At 46.8% G+C, this 18980-nt stretch carries 22 protein-coding genes and 1 pseudogene; 17 read left to right on the plus strand and 6 right to left on the minus strand.

The features are described 5' to 3' along the window. Positions 1–198 precede the first annotated feature (198 nt). The 16 genes and pseudogenes from ACMWKA_RS20700 to ACMWKA_RS20775 all read left to right on the plus strand — a co-directional run bounded on the left by ACMWKA_RS20700 (position 199) and on the right by ACMWKA_RS20775 (position 11885). The gene (locus tag ACMWKA_RS20700; RefSeq protein WP_032427890.1) at positions 199–789 is read left to right on the plus strand and encodes a hypothetical protein; all 591 of its coding nucleotides are present in this window, start codon (positions 199–201) and stop codon (positions 787–789) included. Positions 790–956: 167 nt separating this feature from the next. After that, complete coding sequence (locus tag ACMWKA_RS20705; protein ID WP_045339018.1) at positions 957–1154, plus strand: helix-turn-helix transcriptional regulator; 198 nt, start codon at positions 957–959, stop codon at positions 1152–1154. A gap of 235 nt (positions 1155–1389) precedes the next feature. Continuing rightward, positions 1390–1578 (plus strand): annotated as a pseudogene (locus ACMWKA_RS20710) (ash family protein); the annotation flags it as partial. A 47-nt stretch (positions 1579–1625) separates the two neighbouring features. Then, entirely contained in the window at positions 1626–1871 is a 246-nt protein-coding gene (locus tag ACMWKA_RS20715; protein ID WP_072001918.1) for a host cell division inhibitor Icd-like protein, read from the plus strand. Then, the gene (locus tag ACMWKA_RS20720; RefSeq protein WP_047363603.1) at positions 1864–2739 is read left to right on the plus strand and encodes a tyrosine-type recombinase/integrase; all 876 of its coding nucleotides are present in this window, start codon (positions 1864–1866) and stop codon (positions 2737–2739) included. Before ACMWKA_RS20715 ends, ACMWKA_RS20720 begins: the two co-directional genes overlap by 8 nt. Before the next feature lie 115 nt (positions 2740–2854). Next, positions 2855–3058, plus strand: coding sequence for a hypothetical protein (locus ACMWKA_RS20725; protein ID WP_020686326.1), 204 nt, complete (start codon positions 2855–2857; stop codon positions 3056–3058). A gap of 10 nt (positions 3059–3068) precedes the next feature. Continuing rightward, positions 3069–3383, plus strand: coding sequence for a DUF4222 domain-containing protein (locus ACMWKA_RS20730; protein ID WP_414760562.1), 315 nt, complete (start codon positions 3069–3071; stop codon positions 3381–3383). Further along, entirely contained in the window at positions 3380–5140 is a 1761-nt protein-coding gene (locus tag ACMWKA_RS20735) for a primase-like DNA-binding domain-containing protein (protein WP_414760563.1), read from the plus strand. Before ACMWKA_RS20730 ends, ACMWKA_RS20735 begins: the two co-directional genes overlap by 4 nt. Positions 5141–5556: 416 nt before the next feature. Beyond that, the gene (locus ACMWKA_RS20740) at positions 5557–5730 is read left to right on the plus strand and encodes a hypothetical protein (protein ID WP_014830800.1); all 174 of its coding nucleotides are present in this window, start codon (positions 5557–5559) and stop codon (positions 5728–5730) included. Continuing rightward, positions 5727–6512, plus strand: coding sequence for a hypothetical protein (locus ACMWKA_RS20745; RefSeq protein ID WP_045339030.1), 786 nt, complete (start codon positions 5727–5729; stop codon positions 6510–6512). The genes ACMWKA_RS20740 and ACMWKA_RS20745 overlap by 4 nt, the downstream gene beginning before the upstream one ends. 34 nt (positions 6513–6546) lie before the next feature. Further along, a complete protein-coding gene (locus tag ACMWKA_RS20750; RefSeq protein WP_325773910.1) occupies positions 6547–7038 on the plus strand; it encodes a DNA-binding protein in 492 nt (163 codons plus the stop codon). A gap of 567 nt (positions 7039–7605) precedes the next feature. Next, positions 7606–8769, plus strand: coding sequence for a DUF262 domain-containing protein (locus tag ACMWKA_RS20755; RefSeq protein ID WP_017880056.1), 1164 nt, complete (start codon positions 7606–7608; stop codon positions 8767–8769). Then, on the plus strand, positions 8770–9333 hold the full coding sequence (locus tag ACMWKA_RS20760) for a HEPN domain-containing protein (RefSeq protein WP_017880057.1): 564 nt from the start codon (positions 8770–8772) through the stop codon (positions 9331–9333). 79 nt (positions 9334–9412) lie between these two features. Then, positions 9413–10249 (plus strand): hypothetical protein, encoded by an 837-nt coding sequence (locus ACMWKA_RS20765; protein WP_131073738.1) that lies wholly within the window; start codon positions 9413–9415, stop codon positions 10247–10249. 644 nt (positions 10250–10893) lie between these two features. Beyond that, on the plus strand, positions 10894–11022 hold the full coding sequence (locus tag ACMWKA_RS20770; protein ID WP_414760564.1) for a hypothetical protein: 129 nt from the start codon (positions 10894–10896) through the stop codon (positions 11020–11022). A gap of 389 nt (positions 11023–11411) precedes the next feature. Then, positions 11412–11885, plus strand: a complete 474-nt coding sequence (locus tag ACMWKA_RS20775; RefSeq protein WP_414760565.1) for a hypothetical protein — start codon at positions 11412–11414, stop codon at positions 11883–11885. 458 nt (positions 11886–12343) lie between these two features. On the opposite strand, the gene ACMWKA_RS20780 is transcribed toward ACMWKA_RS20775, so the two are convergent. Then, positions 12344–13255, minus strand: a complete 912-nt coding sequence (locus tag ACMWKA_RS20780; RefSeq protein WP_414760566.1) for a DUF2971 domain-containing protein — start codon at positions 13253–13255, stop codon at positions 12344–12346. An 832-nt stretch (positions 13256–14087) separates the two neighbouring features. On the opposite strand from ACMWKA_RS20780, the gene ACMWKA_RS20785 reads away from it, so the two are divergent. Next, on the plus strand, positions 14088–14402 hold the full coding sequence (locus ACMWKA_RS20785) for a hypothetical protein (RefSeq protein WP_047023471.1): 315 nt from the start codon (positions 14088–14090) through the stop codon (positions 14400–14402). Here the strand turns inward: ACMWKA_RS20785 and ACMWKA_RS20790 are convergent. From ACMWKA_RS20790 to ACMWKA_RS20810, 5 genes are all read right to left on the minus strand, one after another. Further along, positions 14399–15208, minus strand: coding sequence for a DUF4225 domain-containing protein (locus tag ACMWKA_RS20790; RefSeq protein ID WP_414760582.1), 810 nt, complete (start codon positions 15206–15208; stop codon positions 14399–14401). The two genes, ACMWKA_RS20785 and ACMWKA_RS20790, sit on opposite strands and share 4 nt — an antisense overlap. A gap of 234 nt (positions 15209–15442) precedes the next feature. After that, positions 15443–16189 carry an SAM-dependent methyltransferase gene (locus ACMWKA_RS20795; protein WP_414760567.1) on the minus strand — a complete coding sequence of 249 codons (747 nt, stop codon included), beginning with the start codon at positions 16187–16189 and terminating at the stop codon, positions 15443–15445. 10 nt (positions 16190–16199) lie between these two features. Next, positions 16200–16457 carry a YjhX family toxin gene (locus ACMWKA_RS20800; protein ID WP_027275635.1) on the minus strand — a complete coding sequence of 86 codons (258 nt, stop codon included), beginning with the start codon at positions 16455–16457 and terminating at the stop codon, positions 16200–16202. A 398-nt stretch (positions 16458–16855) separates the two neighbouring features. Then, entirely contained in the window at positions 16856–17527 is a 672-nt protein-coding gene (locus tag ACMWKA_RS20805; RefSeq protein WP_058661767.1) for a hypothetical protein, read from the minus strand. A gap of 218 nt (positions 17528–17745) precedes the next feature. Then, positions 17746–18960, minus strand: a complete 1215-nt coding sequence (locus ACMWKA_RS20810; RefSeq protein WP_414760568.1) for an L-dopachrome tautomerase-related protein — start codon at positions 18958–18960, stop codon at positions 17746–17748. Between the last annotated feature and the right edge of the window lie 20 nt (positions 18961–18980).

Below are 18980 nucleotides of genomic sequence, written 5' to 3' on the forward strand. Positions count from 1 at the left end.
GATACCAATGAGCGCAATGTTTTCCATGATAGTTCTCCGAATGAAAGCCTGTCCTCAGCATAGTACCGGGAAGGAGGGAGTGACCATCTCATTAAATGTAGTGCATGGAACATTAGGGAAAAGCGCTTAACTGTATGTATAGACAGTGCTAATTGACAGTAGTAGACTTCTGTAGACTATCGTTAGCAGGAAGCTTTTATGCGAGAAAACATTCTCAACATGCCCCATCATCTTCGCCGACAACGTGTGGTCACTGCTGAACAGGCTGCAATGGCTATGGCCGGTGTGTATCGTTTTGCTTGCTTAAGAGAATTTGATAAAAGTTATGACCCCGAAAGATACAACATGGCTTGTAGCTATTTTCGTATCATTCAAGAGGCTCTTAACAAAGAGCTAAGCCCGAAAACTGTTTGGACTGATATCGGCGGCAATTTTGTCAACGCTGAGTTTTACGCTGAAGATATTTGGCCCTGGGCAATCAAAGAGCTATCTGCTGAAGATGTGTGGTATGGCTGTGAGGAAGAAAATGCAGCTCATGCTAATGAACATACTCCTGAGGTATGGGGCGAGTTCGCTGGCAAAGACACTGCTTTGAAATTGATCGCTGGTATGGCGATTGCGCTTGAAAAAGCGGGTGGAAAATATGTTCGCGGTAAGAAATTGAACAAATCCGAAGTTGCCAGAAGTGCCTCAAGAATCATATTGGAGCATGGCGATGGCATCGATGTGACTGATAAGGCATTGACTATGCTAATTGATGAAGCTCTGAACACATACGCTTCCAAATAGCCCGTAAGGATTTCCAAAAAGACGATCTACAGGTTCTAAAACTTCTGGCCGTACTTCTATTTCCGTGGAAGAGCTACTTCCAACTGATTTACTGTGACTTCCACAACTACCCTCCTGTTTTTGCTGAAATATACCTCGTAGACCACATTAGACTTCGAGAGGTATATATGTCCCAATCCCTTATCCGCTTACCTGAAGTTCAGCGCAGAACCGGCTATAGCAAGGCTTGGATCTATCGACTCATGGCTGAGCAACGTTTCCCCTCATCCATAAAAATTGGTTCTCGAGCAATTGCTTTCATTGAAAGCGAAATTGATGAATGGATTAGTGAGCGCATTGAATCCTCACGCAGCCAAACGAACTGAGATTCCGTGAGCTGAGATAATTTGCGAGAGTTTGCACTTCAGATCTCGCAGAATAAGTTCGTCGCGACAGCTCACTAAAAAATTCAAAAAGGTTAATGCCATGAAAAACAATTATGCCCGTCTGGGGCAGGGCTTCGCTCACCCTAAAAACTCCTTGCCTTGTTATTCAACTGAAGGGTATGCTTTAAAAGCACCAGCAAAATATGGTGCCAGGATTGGCGTCCTGAATGACTGTATGGCGACACATGACGCGCCAAGCGTCTTTTTTTGTGCCGTTGATCCGTCTCACCTATTTTCACGCGTTGTGGTTCAAAACCGCTCTGCTAGCAAAATTATGGTGGGCTGGGTGGGGGCGGAGAAATCCGCGCCGGAGTCCATACAGTCCGGTTACGCCAACCCTGCTCAGTCCACCACCAGTGAAATTGGCGTTTCCGGTGGTGGTTATCTAGACCACTGTATGGAGGCTGCCACATGGCTACTACCCCAACCCAAAAACTACCCAAATTCACTTGGCTTTTCCTCGGTACGCCGAAAGGCCAAACGTGCACTCCCGTTGTTATCCGCATTGTTGCCGATAGTGAGCAAGAAGCCCGCGAGTGGTATTCCCGCTGGGATCTTATCTTTGCCGCCAAAATTCGCTCTGAATGTTCGCTTTATCAGTACAGCAGCGGCGCGTTTGAACTGGATGTTGCGAAACTGGGAGGTAGCCATGTTTAACCTCCAGACCCTGACAGCTAAAGCCCGCGAGCTGCGCGGCAATGTGGTAAAAGCCACTACCACGAAAGGTACCCGCACCATGACCCCCGTTTATGAACGGGAAGAGCAGCGCAAACTGCGCGAACGCATCCAGCAGACCCAGCCGGACTGGGTTTTACTCTGGTGGGATATTGCGACCGTTACCGGCTGGCGTACCAGCGACGTTTGCAACTTCCGTTACTCGTGCATCAACTGGGAAACCGGCATTGCAACAATCATCGTAGCGAAGCAGACCAAAGCAGCAGAAGCCAGGGCGACCCGGAAGGGGATCGAGATTGTTCGCCAGCAGCGTAAGGACGCTGCCCGGCTTGCTGGCGATCACATTGCCTACATGCACTGGGATAGCGTGAGCTGCGACGAGCTGGCCGCCGGTATGACGGAGGAAGAACAGGCGATCGTGTTTGAGCTGGTGGCAAAGGCTGAGGTTAAGCATGATACCAAACAGCTGCCGCCGGGCATCATCAAACGACTGAGTGAACGCATGGAGCGCAATCTTATCGGTGACGACCTGGTATTTTCCCGCAGCCAGATTGAAAGTAACCGTTGCCAGTCTCTGGAAGGTAGCGTGAGCCGCCAGACAATCTGGAAGAAACTGCACAACGTAATGCTGTGGTTTACGCGCGTCGTAAACACGCGTCTGCGCCTGAGCGCCTATTCCAGCCGCAAAATTGCCGCCTTTAATCTTATGTCCGCCGGCGGCGAACAGGGTTTGCTGGTCGCCTCTGAAATGCTCGGTCACAGTAACCCGGCAATCACCCGAACTTACCTCCAGTTAGGCAGTAAGGCCTCCGCCATTCAATCCCGTCTGGCCATGGAGGTATCTGTATGACAACGGTTATCCCGATTTGCCGTCTCGGCGCTTTTCTAGAGCACGTATATGAGCGATTAAATAGCGCACAATATTGTTTTGCCCGCCAGTCATTAAGGGATGGGGAGGAGAAATTATGACTCCTGTTTACGATCTGGTTCGCCGGGCCGACGGCAAAAACGTTTTCAGTTTCCCGGCTGGCGGCCGCTATCTGGTGGACACGTCAAATGGTCTTCAGTCGATGCGCCCCCTTATGGACGACGAGATCATTTTTACGGTGGAGAGTGCCGCGCGCTTTCTGAGGAAAATTGGTTATCAGGTAATCCCGCCAGCGGCGTGAGGTAAAAAATATGACGATTAAAAAATCCGGCTTAGCTGCTGGTGGCCGCGCTCACCCTGAAATCAGGCCGGGCGATAAATGGAAGGACGGTCGGGGCAACATCGTAATTATCGAAAGTTACCGATTCGACAGAGTGACATATTGCCGCGAAGGGTACAGCTCACCGTGTTTTTGCACGCCAGAAAGACTGGCGCGGGAATTTGAATTTATTTCTTCTGTGCCGGGCACCGGGGGAAGAGATATCGATCGAATTATGCGGGTGCAGGGCATCGAACGAATTCGGGTTATGCGGGAAATCATCAGGGAGCGAGGGAACAGAAAATGAAGAATGCACCAAACCTTAAAAAGCAGCCGGCGGATCTCATGGAGGAGTCAATCATCTTTGCCGGCGCCGATGCCTGGACGTTCGCCAAAGCATGGCAGGAAATGAACCCGATTGGCGATACGGTGCCGCCGGTTGTGCTGGATAAAAAGCAGCTGGCAGAGCTGGAGAATATCCGCATTGTGGATGATGGCCGGCTATATGCCCGGGTTTGCCGTGGCGGGCATCTGACCGAACGGCAGATAACCATTCTCGCGACAAAGCTGGCGGTGGCCGGCGTGGAGCGCGCGCAATTCTACTCTGAAGGTTATCAGCTTCTGGAGGACTGGACGCCGCAGCTGCCGCGCCTCAAAGCCGATGCGGAAGCCGGCAAAAGCATGGTGATCGGCAAACCGCTGACGGATGTAAACCTCCGCGACCTGGCTGATAACGAAAAGGCGCTCATACTGGCCGCGCGTTACACCGGCATTGCGATCCATGAAAACAGCGAAGGTGTGTACGTCTACCGTGCCGGCATCTGGGAGAAAACGTCTCTGCTCGAGCTGAGCCGCGAAATGGTGGCTATCTACAACGAGAACAAAACCAACTTCAGCAAGCGTGCGATCAACAACGTTATCGACGCCCTGAAAATCGTTATCCCGGTAATGGGGGAGCCGCGGCGCAGCCTGATCCCCTTTGCAAACGGCGTCTACGATATGGAAACCGGTGTTTTCTCCGAACACAGCCAGGATAACTGGCTGACCAACCATAACGGCGTGACCTACACGCCGGCGGTGCCGGGCGAAAACCTCCGCGACCACGCGCCGAACTTCCATAAGTGGCTAAGTTACGCATCAGATAGAGACGCAATTAAGATGCAGCGCATCGCTGCAGCGCTCTTTATGGTGCTGGCAAACCGGTACGACTGGCAGCTGTTCCTCGAGATCACCGGGGAGGGCGGCAGCGGGAAAAGTGTCTTTACCCATATCGCCACGATGCTGGCCGGCGCGCATAACACCGCCAGCGGGAACATGGCGGCGCTCGACAGCGCGCGTGGGCGGGCGCAGTTCGTCGGGAAAAGCATGATAACGCTTCCTGATCAGCCCAAATATTCAGGAGAGGGCACCGGGATAAAAGCGATAACCGGCGGGGATGCCGTGGAGATCGACCCGAAACACGAACACCAGTACACCGCCGTTCTGCGGGCGGTGGTTGTGGCCACGAACAACACGCCGATGATTTTCACCGAACGTGCCGGCGGCGTTTCCCGGCGCCGCGTAATTTTCCAGTTTAACCGGCGCGTCAGCGAAGAGGATAAGGATCCCGACCTGGCAGAAAAGATATCCGCTGAAATTCCGGTGGTTGTTCGCCGGCTGCTGGCAACCTTTTCGGACCCGGAAAAAGCGCGGGCGCTGCTGCTGGAGCAACGGAACAGCGAAGAAGCACTGGAGGTGAAGCAGAAAACGGATCCCCTGTACGCCTTCTGTGCGCATCTGGAGCGCCTGGCTGATTGCGTGGGAATGCTGGTGGGCAACCGTAACCCGCCTCATCGCCCCCGCATTTACCTCTATCACGCTTATCTGACGTTTCTTGAGGCTAACGGTTTCGAGAAGCCGCTGACGCTGAATAAATTCTCTGAGGGAATGGAAAGCGCCATGCGGGAGTTTAATCACGAGTACCGCAAGGAGAGAAAGACCCGCGGCGTGGTGACGAACGTCGAACTTTCAGAGAGTGCGGAGGACTGGCTGCCGCAGGCGCACCCGTTAGCTGAGGAAAAATGATGAATGTTTAGCTAAATATGGCGAAAGGTGTTCATAGTGTTCATTGATTGGGTAAAGTTCAATTAAATCAATAAGATTAACTATGAACACCTTTGTGTAAGGTATTCATAGGGTATTCATAGTGTTCATAGGTCACTTTAACTCAGTGCTCATAAAGTAAACAGAAATATGAACACCATGAACACTTGTTACCCCTGTATGTAGACCGGTGTTCATAGGTTAATTTATTGTTTTGTCTGTAATTTATCGCCTTTATGAACACCATGAACACCTTGAGGGCAAATTCTTTAAAACGCATCCACTCTTTTCACGTTGTGGACCCCTGCTATTTCATTAATATCGTTTCATAAATCGCAACTTATGGATTGATTGTTGCGATTAATAGAACTTTAACGGTCGCTATAACAGGGGGCATTATGAGCAAGGTTAACGTTAAGCCCGTTCTGCTGAACGGGGAGCAGATTCAGGCTCTGAAAACCATCCAGGAGAGGGAGCGCCAGAAGTCAGGCATGGGGATCGCGCCGTCAATCCATGCTGTTGCACGCAAGGTATTTGATGCAGGGCTGTCAAAAATGGAGGCTGGCCAGTGAGCTACTCAATCAAAATAGGGAAACACAGTATCGAGCTGGCGGGTTATGCCGGTAAGGTTGTTGCGCCAAATACTCAGATGGCCGCTTTATTCCGTGGTATGGCGGGCGAACTCACCAGCCTGAGGACAACGGCGCAGCAGGCCGAAGCTGAGGCGGATTTGCTGGACGTTATCCGCAACGATCCGGATCTGAACGAACAGGCAAAAAACCGCAGGGCAGGTGAAGCCCGGAACCCGGACACGCTCAAAGACTTTACCCGCGGCGTCGCAGCCGTAAGCGAGCAGGCCGCAAACATTCTCGATTATCTGAAGAACAAGCTCGCGCCGGTTAATCCACTGGCATCTGATGATGTTCAGGGATTCATGCGTGACAGTGAAATGCGCCAGGCATTCGCCCGACTGGATCGCCGTAGCCAGGAAAAAATGCTGCTGTCGATGCACAGTGGAAAGCATCAGGAGCTGGCGGACGCCTTACTGAGGGCGCACGCGGTGTGTTCGGGGCTCGATACGGAACAGCTAAAACGTCTCGGCTTCTCCCGTATCGCATCAGAGAACGGGCAGGTAATTAGCGCGGTTGCCGATCTGGTCGACGCGGTAAGGAAGGACGTCGCACAAATTACAGCTGTCCGAACCTGGTATAACAATCTCGTTTACGGGAAGAACGACGATCCATCAGAAGTTCTGCCCCGCATGACCGGCCTTGATCAGTTAAGCGAACATGTCAGCGCGATGCTCAAAGGCAGCCAGCGGCAGACACATTCAGAAGAGAAGCAGGCCGCCTGAGGGCGGCTTTTTTCTGCCCGGAGGGAAACACAGGATGCTGTTAAGTAAATCAGCCTACGCCAGGCATATGGGCGTCAGCCGGCAAACTGTTTACGGCTGGATAGCCCGCGGTGAAATTGTAATTTCAGGCGATAAGGTGGATGTCGAAGCATCGCAGGCTAAACAAAATTCTGCTGATGCTGGCGAACACCAGACTGAAATGACGTGGGCGCAGGCCGCCGCGTGGGTATGGGGGCATGACGGCGGGAAAGAGCTGCCGGCTGATATTAATGCTGGCCAGCGAATAGAGGCAGCAGCCGCTGAGCTGGGTTTTGATGTTCAGCACGAGCCCGATGAACAATTGCTGATTCTCTTCCGGCCGGATGAAGAAACCCACAGCTTCTATGGCAAAGACCGTGCAGCAGGCGCTTTACGGTTTCTTCGTTCTGAGCTGGCTTACGTTGCCACAATGCACCCCGATATGCTGGATGACTGGAACAAAACTGGTTTAATGTCACTCTGCCTGCTGGACGGCGAAAAACTGTAAACCCCCCAGCCCCTCAAACTTGACACTTTTTCGCGAGAAACTGGGAAAAGTGTCAACCCAACCTAACGGATCCTGACGCCTACGGACAGCAGCTACAGCAGAAGTGTAAAGGGCTGGCGTTGAGATTTGTTGAGCCTTGGCTGTTAACTTTTGTTAATCCTGATGCGAAGCAGGGCAGGTGTCAGCCTGTTATGGTTTGTTATGCCTCACCAGAAAAGTGTCAGCCGCTGCCGCTTCAGAAAACTTCAGGTGCAGATCGTCAGATGCGTCTGTCAAAACTTGCCACCCGCCGGCCCCGCTAGGAGGATTCGAGGTTATGTACATTCTAAGTTACAGTTGTGATGAAGTGTTAATCACATTGCCAACTAAGCTTTTGGACAGAATATGGTCATACATTTTGCATGAATAACCGGTTAAATTTTGATAAGTTAGTTCACAAAGCATCGAAAATGTTGGGGCAGATCAAAAGCCAAGATTAATGTGGCCGTATGTTTCCATGCTCCACTTTCGCTGATAAATTTTTAAGGCTAAGATGCTACTAACAGCATTTCGCTAATGGAGATTTTTATGTCTTTACTTGATAATGATAACGATATTTTTGAAATAGAAGATGAAACATATCCAATTGATGAATTCGAATTAACAACTACTCCCAACGATTTTAACATGTTGACTATAATAAGTTTTATTAGGTCGAAAGTGTTTAAGATTCCTTCTTTTCAACGGCACTTTGTTTGGGATATAAAGAAATCCTCAAAGCTAATCGAGTCGCTGTTAATAGGCTTGCCAATCCCACAAATTTTTCTCTATGAAAAAGGGAAGAATGAGTTTTTAGTAATTGATGGGCAACAGCGTTTAATGTCACTATATTATTTCTTTAGTGGTAGATTTCCTAAGATGGAAAAAAGATCTGAATTAAGGAAAATTTTTGATAAGCATGGATATATACCAGATGAAATTCTGGCTGATGATGATTATTTTGTAAAGTTTAATCTTAAACTTGATGGTATTGTCGATGGTCAGTTAAATAAATTCAATGGAAGAAATTACGACACTTTAGGTGAGTTTCAAACGACGTTGAATCTCGCAACCATTCGAAACATGATTATAAGACCTGTTGCCCCGGACTCTGAAGATGGAGCAATGTTTGAAATTTTTAACCGTTTGAATAGTGGTGGTGTAAATCTTGCTCCGCAAGAAATTCGAATGAGTTTATATCATTCCGAATTTTTAGAGATGCTTTTAAATTTAAATGAGCATCCGCATTGGCGATTAATATTAGCTAAAAAAGTCATTGACGTACGATTAAATGATGTAGAAGCGTTATTACGTTCCTTTGCGATGGCTATATACCTTGATAACTATAAAAGCTCTGTAAATGGATTCCTGAATAATTTCTCGAATGCTACGAAAAGCTTCCCCTCTCATTACATTGCATTTTATCAGGACTTATGGCGTGCCTTTATGGATGCCTGCTCCGATCTCAATGAAGAAAGTTTTAGAACAGGAGGAAGCCGGCTCAGTATCACACTCTTCGAATCTGTTTTTTCAGCTAGTGTTGAAGAATCACTACGTTCAGGGCAAATTGATATCAAAAAGATATCCCCTGCTTATATCGAACGTTTGAAATCTGATGCCGCTTTCATAGGCTATAGTACAGGAAAAACTACTAGAGGTGAGTTCGTTAGGGGACGAATTAAAAGGGCCAAAGAAATTCTCAAGGAGTTTTAAATGAACGAAATGGGGAAGCAGGCAATTGATAGTTTATACACGGATTTTGTAGAAAACTATGGGAGACTCATTGAAATTGGCGAAGTAAGCTTCGCCAACTCTTATAAATCTCAGTTTGCTAAAGTGATTCTTTTGGCATGCGCCAGCTATTTTGAATCAGCAACAACACTTGTAATTCACTCGATGTTAAACCCAACACGTTGCAATATAACAAGACAATTCATTGAAAATAAGGCTTTGAGTAGACAATATCACGCTCTTTTTGATTGGAATAATCGCTCTGTAAACAAGTTTTTTGCATTTTTCGGTGCGGAGTTTAAAGCTTTCATGGCTGCAAAGATAAGGCAAGATGCTGATATAAAAAGAAGTATAGATAATTTCCTTGAGTTAGGAGATTTACGAAACCAGTTAGCTCATGAAAACTATGCCTTATTTAGATTGAATCTTACGCCTGAAGAAATTTATGAAAAATTTAATGATGCCCATACATTTATAGATAATTTAAATGGTTATATGAATGAATATAAGGAAGCGTTACAGGCTCAGTTGGCTCAAGAGCCATAATGGCTATTCCAGAGAGTAATAAAGTTTAATAAATAGATTTATATAGTTTTTAACGTTTGCATGGAATTAAGGGGGTCTGATGAAAGCTGTAGATTTAATAAAAAAAATGGAATTGTACGTACACTCTGCACTTTACGCTTGCGAATTATCAATTGCTGCTGGATCTGCTATGTCCTTCTCAAAGGAAAAATGGAATGTTGGGCCTAGTTTGCATAGTGCTGCAAATCGACCACAATTAAACAATAAAATACTTCCTTTGACACTGAAAACATCTGATATATTCCAACTTGCATTGCATGTAATGAATGATCTTAAAATTCCGCAGAAAGAAAAAAATGGTGGTCGTCGAATGTTTAATATCAACGACTTAACTCCTCCAGATGAGATAATGTCTGCACAAACTATACTTTATCTTTTTTGCTTGTTAGAGGAATACGAATTTCTTACTTATGAGAACGCACTTACATCAAATCTAAGTAGGGTGTGTCATAGTGATCAGTACACCCTGAAAAATCTAGAGGAATTAGGGGTTGAAGGAGTAAAGAAAAAAAGTATTGAAAGGCATATGGCTACATATCAATTTTCAGCATGCCGAAAAAGAATTAAGTATTGGGGTAAAATGGGGCTAAAAGAGTTACCAGAGGGCAAAATCACTCTATACGAGCAAATTTCAAAAAGAAGAAATGAATTAACGCATTTATCTACACCAACCCCTGCATCAAGATTTGAGGCAGTAAATTTTTATTTAGTTTGCCGAAATTTAGTGCGTGATATAGCAATATCTTTCGCAGATGAGAGTATCAATGAACTTGATATTGAATGGGATATTTGGAGTGAACTTGAACATGATGTACAAAATGATAGTTTAGTTCATGACTTAGCAAAAGTTATAAACAATAATCAAAATCATAGTTAGATTGAAACTTAAAGTTTTGCTTTGCCCACTTTACAGCGCTTGAGCTTATGTTTTTATGAACTAAAGCTTGTGTAGCATGTCCTGCCAGCTGTTAATATCATTTAGAAGGTTTATGCAGAGCGTTACGGGGGTACTTTTGGGGGTATCTGATTGGGCGAGGAATATAAAACACATTAAATTCAATTAGTTAATTGGTGTTTTTTATTCCTATTATCGCACCATCTTTTCAAAAGTTACGCATCCTTCCTATTTTCATTATTTTGACTGTAGAACATTTTCGGGTCTGAAGTCCTTTAAATGGAATAGATGTCACACAAATTACACAGGTATAACAACCTCGTTTACGGGAAGAACGACGATCCATCAGAAGTTCAGCCATGCATGACCGGCCTTGACTAGTTAAGCGAACATGTCAGCGCGATGCTCAAAGGCAGCCAGCGCCAGACAAGTTCAGAAGATAAGCAGGCCGCCGTATGGGTATGGGAGCATGACGGTGGGAAAGATCTGTCGGCTGGTATTGATGCTGGCCAGCGGATAGAGTCCGCAGCCGGCTGAGTTTTGATGTTGAACACGAGCCCGATGAACAACTGCTGATTCTCTTCCGGCTGGATGAAGAAACCCACAGCTTCTATGGCAAAGATCACATGGCTGGTGGTCTGCGTTTCCTGCGTTCCGAGCTGGCCTATGTGGCCGCAATGCATCCCGACACCCAGGATGACTGGAACGAAACAGGATTAAAGGCACTCTGTCTGCTGGCAGGTGAAAAACTGTAAACCCCCAGCCAAACCTAACTCCTCTAACTTGACACTTTTTCGTGAAAAACAGGGAAAAGTGTCAACCCAACCTAACAGATCCTAACGCTCACGCATAACAGCTGCAGCCAACGTGTAAAGGGCTGATGCGAAGCAGGGCAGGTGTCAGCGTGTTATGCCTTACTAGGGAAAACTAGGGGGAAAGTGTCAACCGCTTCCCCTTTAGAAAACTTCAGGTACAGCTCGTTGGATGCATCAGTCAAAACTTGTCACTCACCGGCACTACCAGCGGAGATTTTTTCTAAGTTTCAGTTGCTTCCATCAGTATGATAGGATCGTACTTCAAGCTTGTTTTATAAGAAGTTCTAAGATTATCTCCATAACAATGTTTTAACGAGAACGGATTAATTATGGATTGGAAAGATTTAGCACATACAGCCATCTACACTGGGGCCGAAAATTCAGAAGGTAGTATATGGAATCGGGTGGAAGGAGTGGATGTAGAATTCATCGGAGGATTTCTTACTGCCCATCTTAGTGTTGAGAAATATATTAGTGACTATCTTTCTTTAAAGTATCCTTCACTTTCATGGAACGAAGCCAAGTTAAATTTCTCACAAAAAATTGCTTTATTGCAAAAAGAAAAAGCCGAGCCTCCTTATAATGAGATTTACATAAGGTTGAAAGATTTTAATAGTATAAGGAATAAATTAAGCCACAATTTAAACTACAAGTTAACTGAAACTGATAAAAGTAAGTTTGTTGATTTTTTTAAGAAGGTATCTAAGGGGCATGAACATGCCTCATCTATTGATATAGATGATCCGGCGTATTTAATAACTTTTTTGTGCAAATATCCGAAGCCTACTTCGCCAGTGCAATAGCTTTTTATCATTCTAAAAACCAAGTTCTTTCAAAAAGGGAGTGATTGATTATTTATGGTTTTTACTTCTTTAGATATAAGGTGGTTTCATGAGTAAAGAATCGAAGCTCTTTATTTCTCTAACAAGGACGGTTCACTTATTATACCTAATGAACTGATTGATAGGGAGAAGTCTAAAGAAATGTTGCTCTTAGCTATTGAAACTATAGACGATAGATTAGTTGGTTATAGCGATAAAACTTATGACATTGAAAAAAGATTATCTCAATTATTCGAACATGTTTTAAAACAATCTTTGGATGATTAAAATTATAACTCTAAATATTGTTATGGATTTGATTGTTCATGAAATGGAGAATGTGAAGAAGTTTTATTAATGAATATTAAAAATTAGATAGATATGATATTCATTAACTTTATTTTACACCCCCTTCACATCCTCTAGCATTTTATAAATTTTCACTTTGTAGTTAAGGGGGTTATTTCAATCAATCCAGAGCGTGTAATTGTTGCACTAGAAACATTGGCTAAAGGATATTTCTCTGATAGCTCATTTATAGCAGGTAATTTATCCATATCAAACATGGGGCCGAGTATGATTGTTTTAAGTTCGTGTATATTGAAGGTTAGGTCACTATAAAGACCTTCCTGAAGAGGTCTTTTGTGAGTTGATACTCTCCATTCTTTTTCATATTGCCAATCTAGGGTTTTGATGAAAGTTATATCTTCGTTTATATAATTTTTAACGATTTCTTCATCCATGAAAAATAATTCAGCCATTCCTTCGGCAGTATAAGTTAAGGGTTTTTTATCTGTGTACTTCACAGGTTTAGCTAAAAGCCAAACGCTATCAAGTTCATCTAAGCAACTAAATTCTAAAACTATACCCTTATAGCTGTCAGCATAATGATTCCACATTGATGTTATTACCGGGCTTTCACTAAGACATAATATCCGTCTATCTCGTAGTGTATTATCCCAATAATTTCTAAACCCTGTTAAAGCATCCTTTGCTCCTTCTCCTACGGGAGGGTTTAAAATAAGCTCGGTTTGTTTTTTAATTAACTCTTCTGGAAGTCCAAATGGAAAGTGATTTTTATAGAATTCAAGAAGGTACCTTATGCCAGAATTCAGTTGGGATGTGTCAGGTCGTGGATTTATTAATTCTAATAAAATTTTCTGGGCTAATGCTCTGCTAATATCGTGTTCATTCACATCTGGGATAACTTCTCGCGGAACATCAAAAGGGTCATTGAATATTAGTGGTGAACTCCATCGCAATGACGCGTTTTGCAGGACAATTTCAGCTGTGGAAAGGGGCATGTATTTATAAAAGGAGCTACGTTCATGTAAACGATACGGTGAGCGCATGTACAATCCTTAAGAGAATCAGTGCTATTACTTCTCACAATACTATTTATTAAAAAGATAGAGCAAGAAAATACGGATCTATTATTAACAAATTTTATGAAGATCTCATTTTAAGCACTGTTTCATGTTCGTATGGATGACTAGTAGGGTTAGACATGAATGATAAATGCTTACCTGAGGGAGGGTTCTGAGGCACTTGCCATATAATTGTATGTTTATTGAGCAAGGAAAAATACTGGGGGTACTTCTGGGGGGTATCGCTTAAACATATAATCATTGATTTTTCAATGGGTTGCATGTCTTGTGTTATTCCTGTTTCCTTTTTAAGGGATTCTATGACCAACAGTTGCCGCTATGGTTAACAGTGGCCATACAGGGATGTTTGCACGTAGCGACCTGTAGTTATAAAGCTCTAACAGGTACAAAGTGTGAACACTCCCCACGAACCGCTATCAACTCGAAGCTGATGACGCTGCCAACGTCTCTAAACCATCCCGAAACAGATTGATCACACGTATTTAAGCTCGATGTGTGGCCTGTGAGCCACGCACAGGTAAACGTACCTGCACACAATACGCAGGCTGTGCCAGCGCTTCGCTCACGCTCCGAAAGGTACACGAGCACCCTGATAAGGTGTGATCCTTCTGAACACTGATGTAGTCGCTACGCTCCGCTTGTTGCTTGCACCACTAACGGGGCTTTATGGCTTCTATTGTCTGAAATCTGATACATTGCACAAACATCAAGTGGATTGCTGTAAAGTTCATCAGTATGATTATTTTCACAATCAGCGGTTGAGAAAACACTTCTGGGAGCTAAGGGACGAGACGATATGAAAGTGACTGATGAGGCTTTGTTACGTTCAGGGTTTACGCAGCCCGAATTGCAGAAGATAAAAAGCAATATTGAAAAATATGGGGGAACGCTTGGAGAGGCCATAAATGACCTCGCCAGACGATTTGTTACCTTGGCGGGAGTGGTGGCTGTTTGTACCTTTATCCTGTTACTACTTATTGTCTTCAGCTCACCTGATAGAGTAATTGCATGGGGGCTGGCGATGATCTTTGGGGTTGCCATTATGTCCTTTGCGCAGCCGCCGGTAATTTCCTATAAATCCTGGCGTTACCGAAAAGCTATCAAGGATTAACTGGTTCCATTTTCTGTTGTCACCAGGTCGAAAATCACTTTTGCTTTAACACCATAACCGACAATCTTCATTGTTAGCGTAGGAGTGCTCATTGTGCTGACTTTGCGATAGTAATCGTGTGGAAGCCAGCGGAATAATCTCCAGGCTCCAGTTTTTCGAGCGAGTCCTAAAATGCTGTACACACTGGCTCCAAGAGTAACACCATTATAGAGAGCCAGGCCCGTGTTAGGATTAAATCCCATAAATTGGGCGGTATGCATCGCGGAGTCAGCAATGATACCTTGCGAGGGTTTATCTCCTGCTGGCTGATCAAAGTTGAGCACTTCTTTCGTTAATCCGTTCATACCATCGGCAATCAGGACTGCCCCAGCCAGCATACCAATTGGCCCCATAGTGGATAACATCATAAAGCCACCAAAGAAAACCATCCCTGAAAGCACCACATTCACAGCTGAAATAACATATCCGACTATCTTGTTATTTTCTCTGACAAACTCGACCTTCGCATAAAGCTGAGCGGACCTGGTCCTTAACAAGCGCTCTTGCTCAAGAAGATTCTCTTTTTCAGCACGCAGATTTTTGAGGCATTCAATGCATTCTTCATCGGTTTTCGCCCGCCGCGCTGTCGCGAACTCTTTTTCTACGGCCTGTTTAATTTCCTCAACAAACTTGATACGTGTTAGACCATCTTGTAAATAGTAAGCTGACAGTCGATTTGCAGTTTCGATGACCTTTCGGGCTTCCAGATTCACCATCGTATCTGACCAGGTTCTGTTCCATCCCCTGTTAAGCAGCGCAATATCCATCATGCTTCCTTCATTAATATGCCTGGCTGTTTTACGGGCAATATATTCGCCTCATCGGTTTTTCTCAATAGACGATCCCCTGGTATTCATCTCACGCCAGTAAAAGAATAACCACCCGTAATTACAATGACGAATAAAGGGAACAATTAACGATAATTAAGTACGACAGGCATAATATTGTGCGCACTCTGCAAAAAGGCGATATAACCTTTGGGTTATATCGCCTGCTCCTTTTTATCGTGCGATTAAGGCAAACACGCCCCAGCCAAAGTATTCCCGCGTATACGTCACATGGCGTTTAGGCGCATTCGTCAGCTCTGCCCGAACCTCATGCGCAAAGTCATCGTCAGGGTTCTCCTCAAGCCAGCGGCGCATGGTCAGCCATTTAGCCGCTTCATACCGATCCCAGCCTTCCTGGTCTGCCAGTACCATTTCGACCAGGTCATAGCCCTGTTCATCGAAAGAGGCGACAAGGTCGGGCTGGGTGAGGAAATCGGCCACCGATGAAACGCCACAGGCCTGGGCAATCTCTTCCGATGCAGGCAGCTGACGCCAGTACGGTTCGCCGATAAGCACCAGTCCGCCTGGATTAAGGCTCTTTGCCAGCAGTTCGATCGTCCCGGCGACGCCGCCCGCAATCCAGGTGGCCCCTACGCAGGCCGCCACGTCGCATTTTTCATCCGCCACGAAACCCGCCGCGTCGTTATGAATAAAATGAACGTGTTCACTGACGCCAAGCTCTTCTGCGCGCAGCTTTGCCTGTGCGGTGAAGAGCGGGCTCATGTCGATGCCGGTACCGGTAATGCCGTAGTCACGTGCCCAGGTACACAGCATCTCTCCCGAGCCGCTGCCGAGATCGAGAATGCGCGCGCCTGGCTTCATGCGTAACACGCGGCCCAGCGTGGCGTACTTCTCTGGCGTGAAGGGGTTGTGAATGCGGTGTTCACTTTCGCTGATAGTAAAAATACGTGGGATATCCATAATCCTCTCTTTATCGATTATCAGGCTGGGCGCGAACGTTGTTCAGCCCGGTGGTATTGATGCGGTAGGGTTGACCGTTGACGGATTTGATCAGCTTTTTGGTTTTGAGTTTTTTAAAGACGGCGAGTGTGCAGTCGGAGAGCAGAAGCCCTTCCCGGCTGTAGCATTCAACAGAAGTGACGCGGCCAGATGCATCGCGGACGTGCACAATACGTCCACCTTTAGCGAGAACGTGTAAGGTACGTTGTTCCTGACGGGATAAATTCATACTGGAAAACCTGTTTAATCATCATGTGCAAAACGTGCAAACACACAGCGGTGTCCGCATTCGATTTCGGCGCATTGATAATCAGTCCGGCCTGAAAGGTCGGGGTGCTGATTATCAGATGATTACATTCTCCAGCATCAAAGCCTCGGGTAGAGTTGAAAGGTATTTACGAGGCGAATGATAACACCGCTTTTTGGTAAGTGAATAGCCAGGGATAAAAAGTGTGATCACGAAGGGTAGGGTGCGGCGCCAGAATGTTGTATTCCCGGCAGGCTGGAAGTGAAAAGGTAAGCCTGTGGTCCGGCTATCTAGCTTTTTCATCCTGAAACCTCATGGTATTTCAGGATGAGCGTACTCCCACACAAGCCCGCACGAAGCGGGCCGTACAGCACATCACATTACAGCTTCAGCAAACGCGGCAGCTGGTTGTCCAGCTCAAGCAGGCAGCTTTTCATGTAGCTTTCAGTTTGGCTGGTCACTTTTTGGTAATTATTTGCACTCCACTCGCTCAGTGGCGCTTCAACTGGCGTAGGGGCGCATTCCGCTACCGTAAATGCAGAGAACATATTTCCGCTTTCCGGACGTTTATAGAAGAGGACTTTGTATTTCAGCTGATAGAGAGGTGTGGTCGCGGTGGCGTCTTTATAGATCAGCGCCCAGGTTGCTTTACCAATATAGAGCGGCTGCTTGTAAACGTGGCCATTGCCTTTTTCGTTCAGCCACTTGCTGATATTTTGTTTCGCTTTAGGAACAAACCAGCTGTTCGTCGGGTTTTGCAGGGTTTCGATCGCTGTCCCTTTATAGTTCTCTTTATCAAAGTCACCGGAGTTAATGTTACCTGTTAACGCGCCGAGAACGGCAAGCCCCATACCGGCTGCGGCATGCGTCGGGGTCACTTCGCGCAGCGTGTTGTCGGCGATACGGTTGTCATTCAGTTCCGGCAGTGCTGATACGCTATAAATATCAATTGCGCTGCCATTTGCCGCTTTCACGGTGTCGGGTTTTACCGAGCCAGCACAGCCCGCAAGAATTAAGGATGCAGATACAATCGCTAGAAGACGAACTTTCATTTTCTCTCCATGAGATAATTTTATTTAGGTGGCTGCGTGGATGATCCTGAGCCGAAAAGGGCCGTTTATCTTGCCCGGCAGAGTTGTCGGCCTGCAGACACAGGCTGACAACTACCCAGATAAATATCGACTCCCTGACCCTGTTCTTTAGTCAATCAGCCACATTCCTTTGACCCGCATCAATAATCGTTCGCGATTATCCAGCCACGGGTATTTTATTATTCGCCCGTATTATGTGACGCACCGAGAGGCAAACGCCACAAATCATAGCGTTCCTCTCCGGGTTTAACGGCTCCCGCGAAGTGGTCATTGAGGCGACTCGAGGTAAAGATCAAATCCCCGTCCGGACGGATTGCCGGTGTGTCTGGCCAGTAAACGTCTTCGCTGGCGGCGATAAGCGACATAGCGCGATGCTTCGGATCAAACCGGACAATCCCGTTGCGGGTGACATCCGTGATATAGAGGTTGCCCTTTGCATCGGTTACAAGACCGTCGGTGTTACCGCCCACCACGCCAAGATCCTGGATACTGGCGGCAATCTGCGCATCGGTTGATCCAGCCTGCCTCAGCAATGCCGTGGGCACTGCCCAGGCATGGGTTCCCGTTGTGACCGTCCAGTAGAGCGTGCCCGCATCCGGGGAGAGCGCAATACCGTTGATGCCAATTAATAAGGGTTTACCCGGCCAGACCTCCGCACCGTGTGAAACCACCTTGACGCCCGGCTCAATCTGTAGCGCAGGGTGACGGTCGAGCACGCGTCGCGCCGTGCCGGTGGTGAAATCTACGACGATAAGGCCCACGCGGTTTTCCGGTGCGCTCCGCGAGCCGCTGTCGGAGATATAGGCGACACGGCGTTTCTCATCGACAACCACATCGTTCAGGAAGCTGGCTTTGCGGTCCGCCACGCCATCCAGGGCGATACGTTTAAGGGGGCGGCCCGTGTTGAGATCCAGTACGACCAGTTTCTGCGAGCCCACGGGCGACTCCGCTTCGCCTGCGACAAACCCCATGTCCAGCGCCCATAGCCAGCCGTTTTGACGATCAATATAAAAGCCAAGCACGTTGCGCAGGTTGTGCGCGGGATCGGTGTTTACCGCGTTCCCCTCGCGGGACGGAAACGCCGTCAGGCGGGCAGGGCCGGACTGCACAGTCGTATCCAGAATGCTCAGCGTGGCGGGGGCGGCGGCAGAAACCAGCCGGGGCGTACTGACAAAGGCCCGGCCCTTTGCATCAAAATGGATACCGGCAATGGGCGCGTTAACCGAGCCGGAAAACCGCGTCGGCGTTTGCCCATTCTGAGAGGTATCCCAGCTCACGCCAGCATAGCTGCGCCAGCGTTCAAGGGGCTGGAGCGTCGCCGCACTGGCGAGACTCGGGAAAGCGATCAGCGCCGCCAGCGCAATGGCGGACAGACTACGGGTGCGAATGAACATGAAAAGGCTCCGGTGAGTTC

The sequence above is a fragment of the Enterobacter sp. 03-F-07-AD-ECC genome, assembly GCF_047530935.1.
Lineage (GTDB): Bacteria > Pseudomonadota > Gammaproteobacteria > Enterobacterales > Enterobacteriaceae > Enterobacter > Enterobacter cloacae.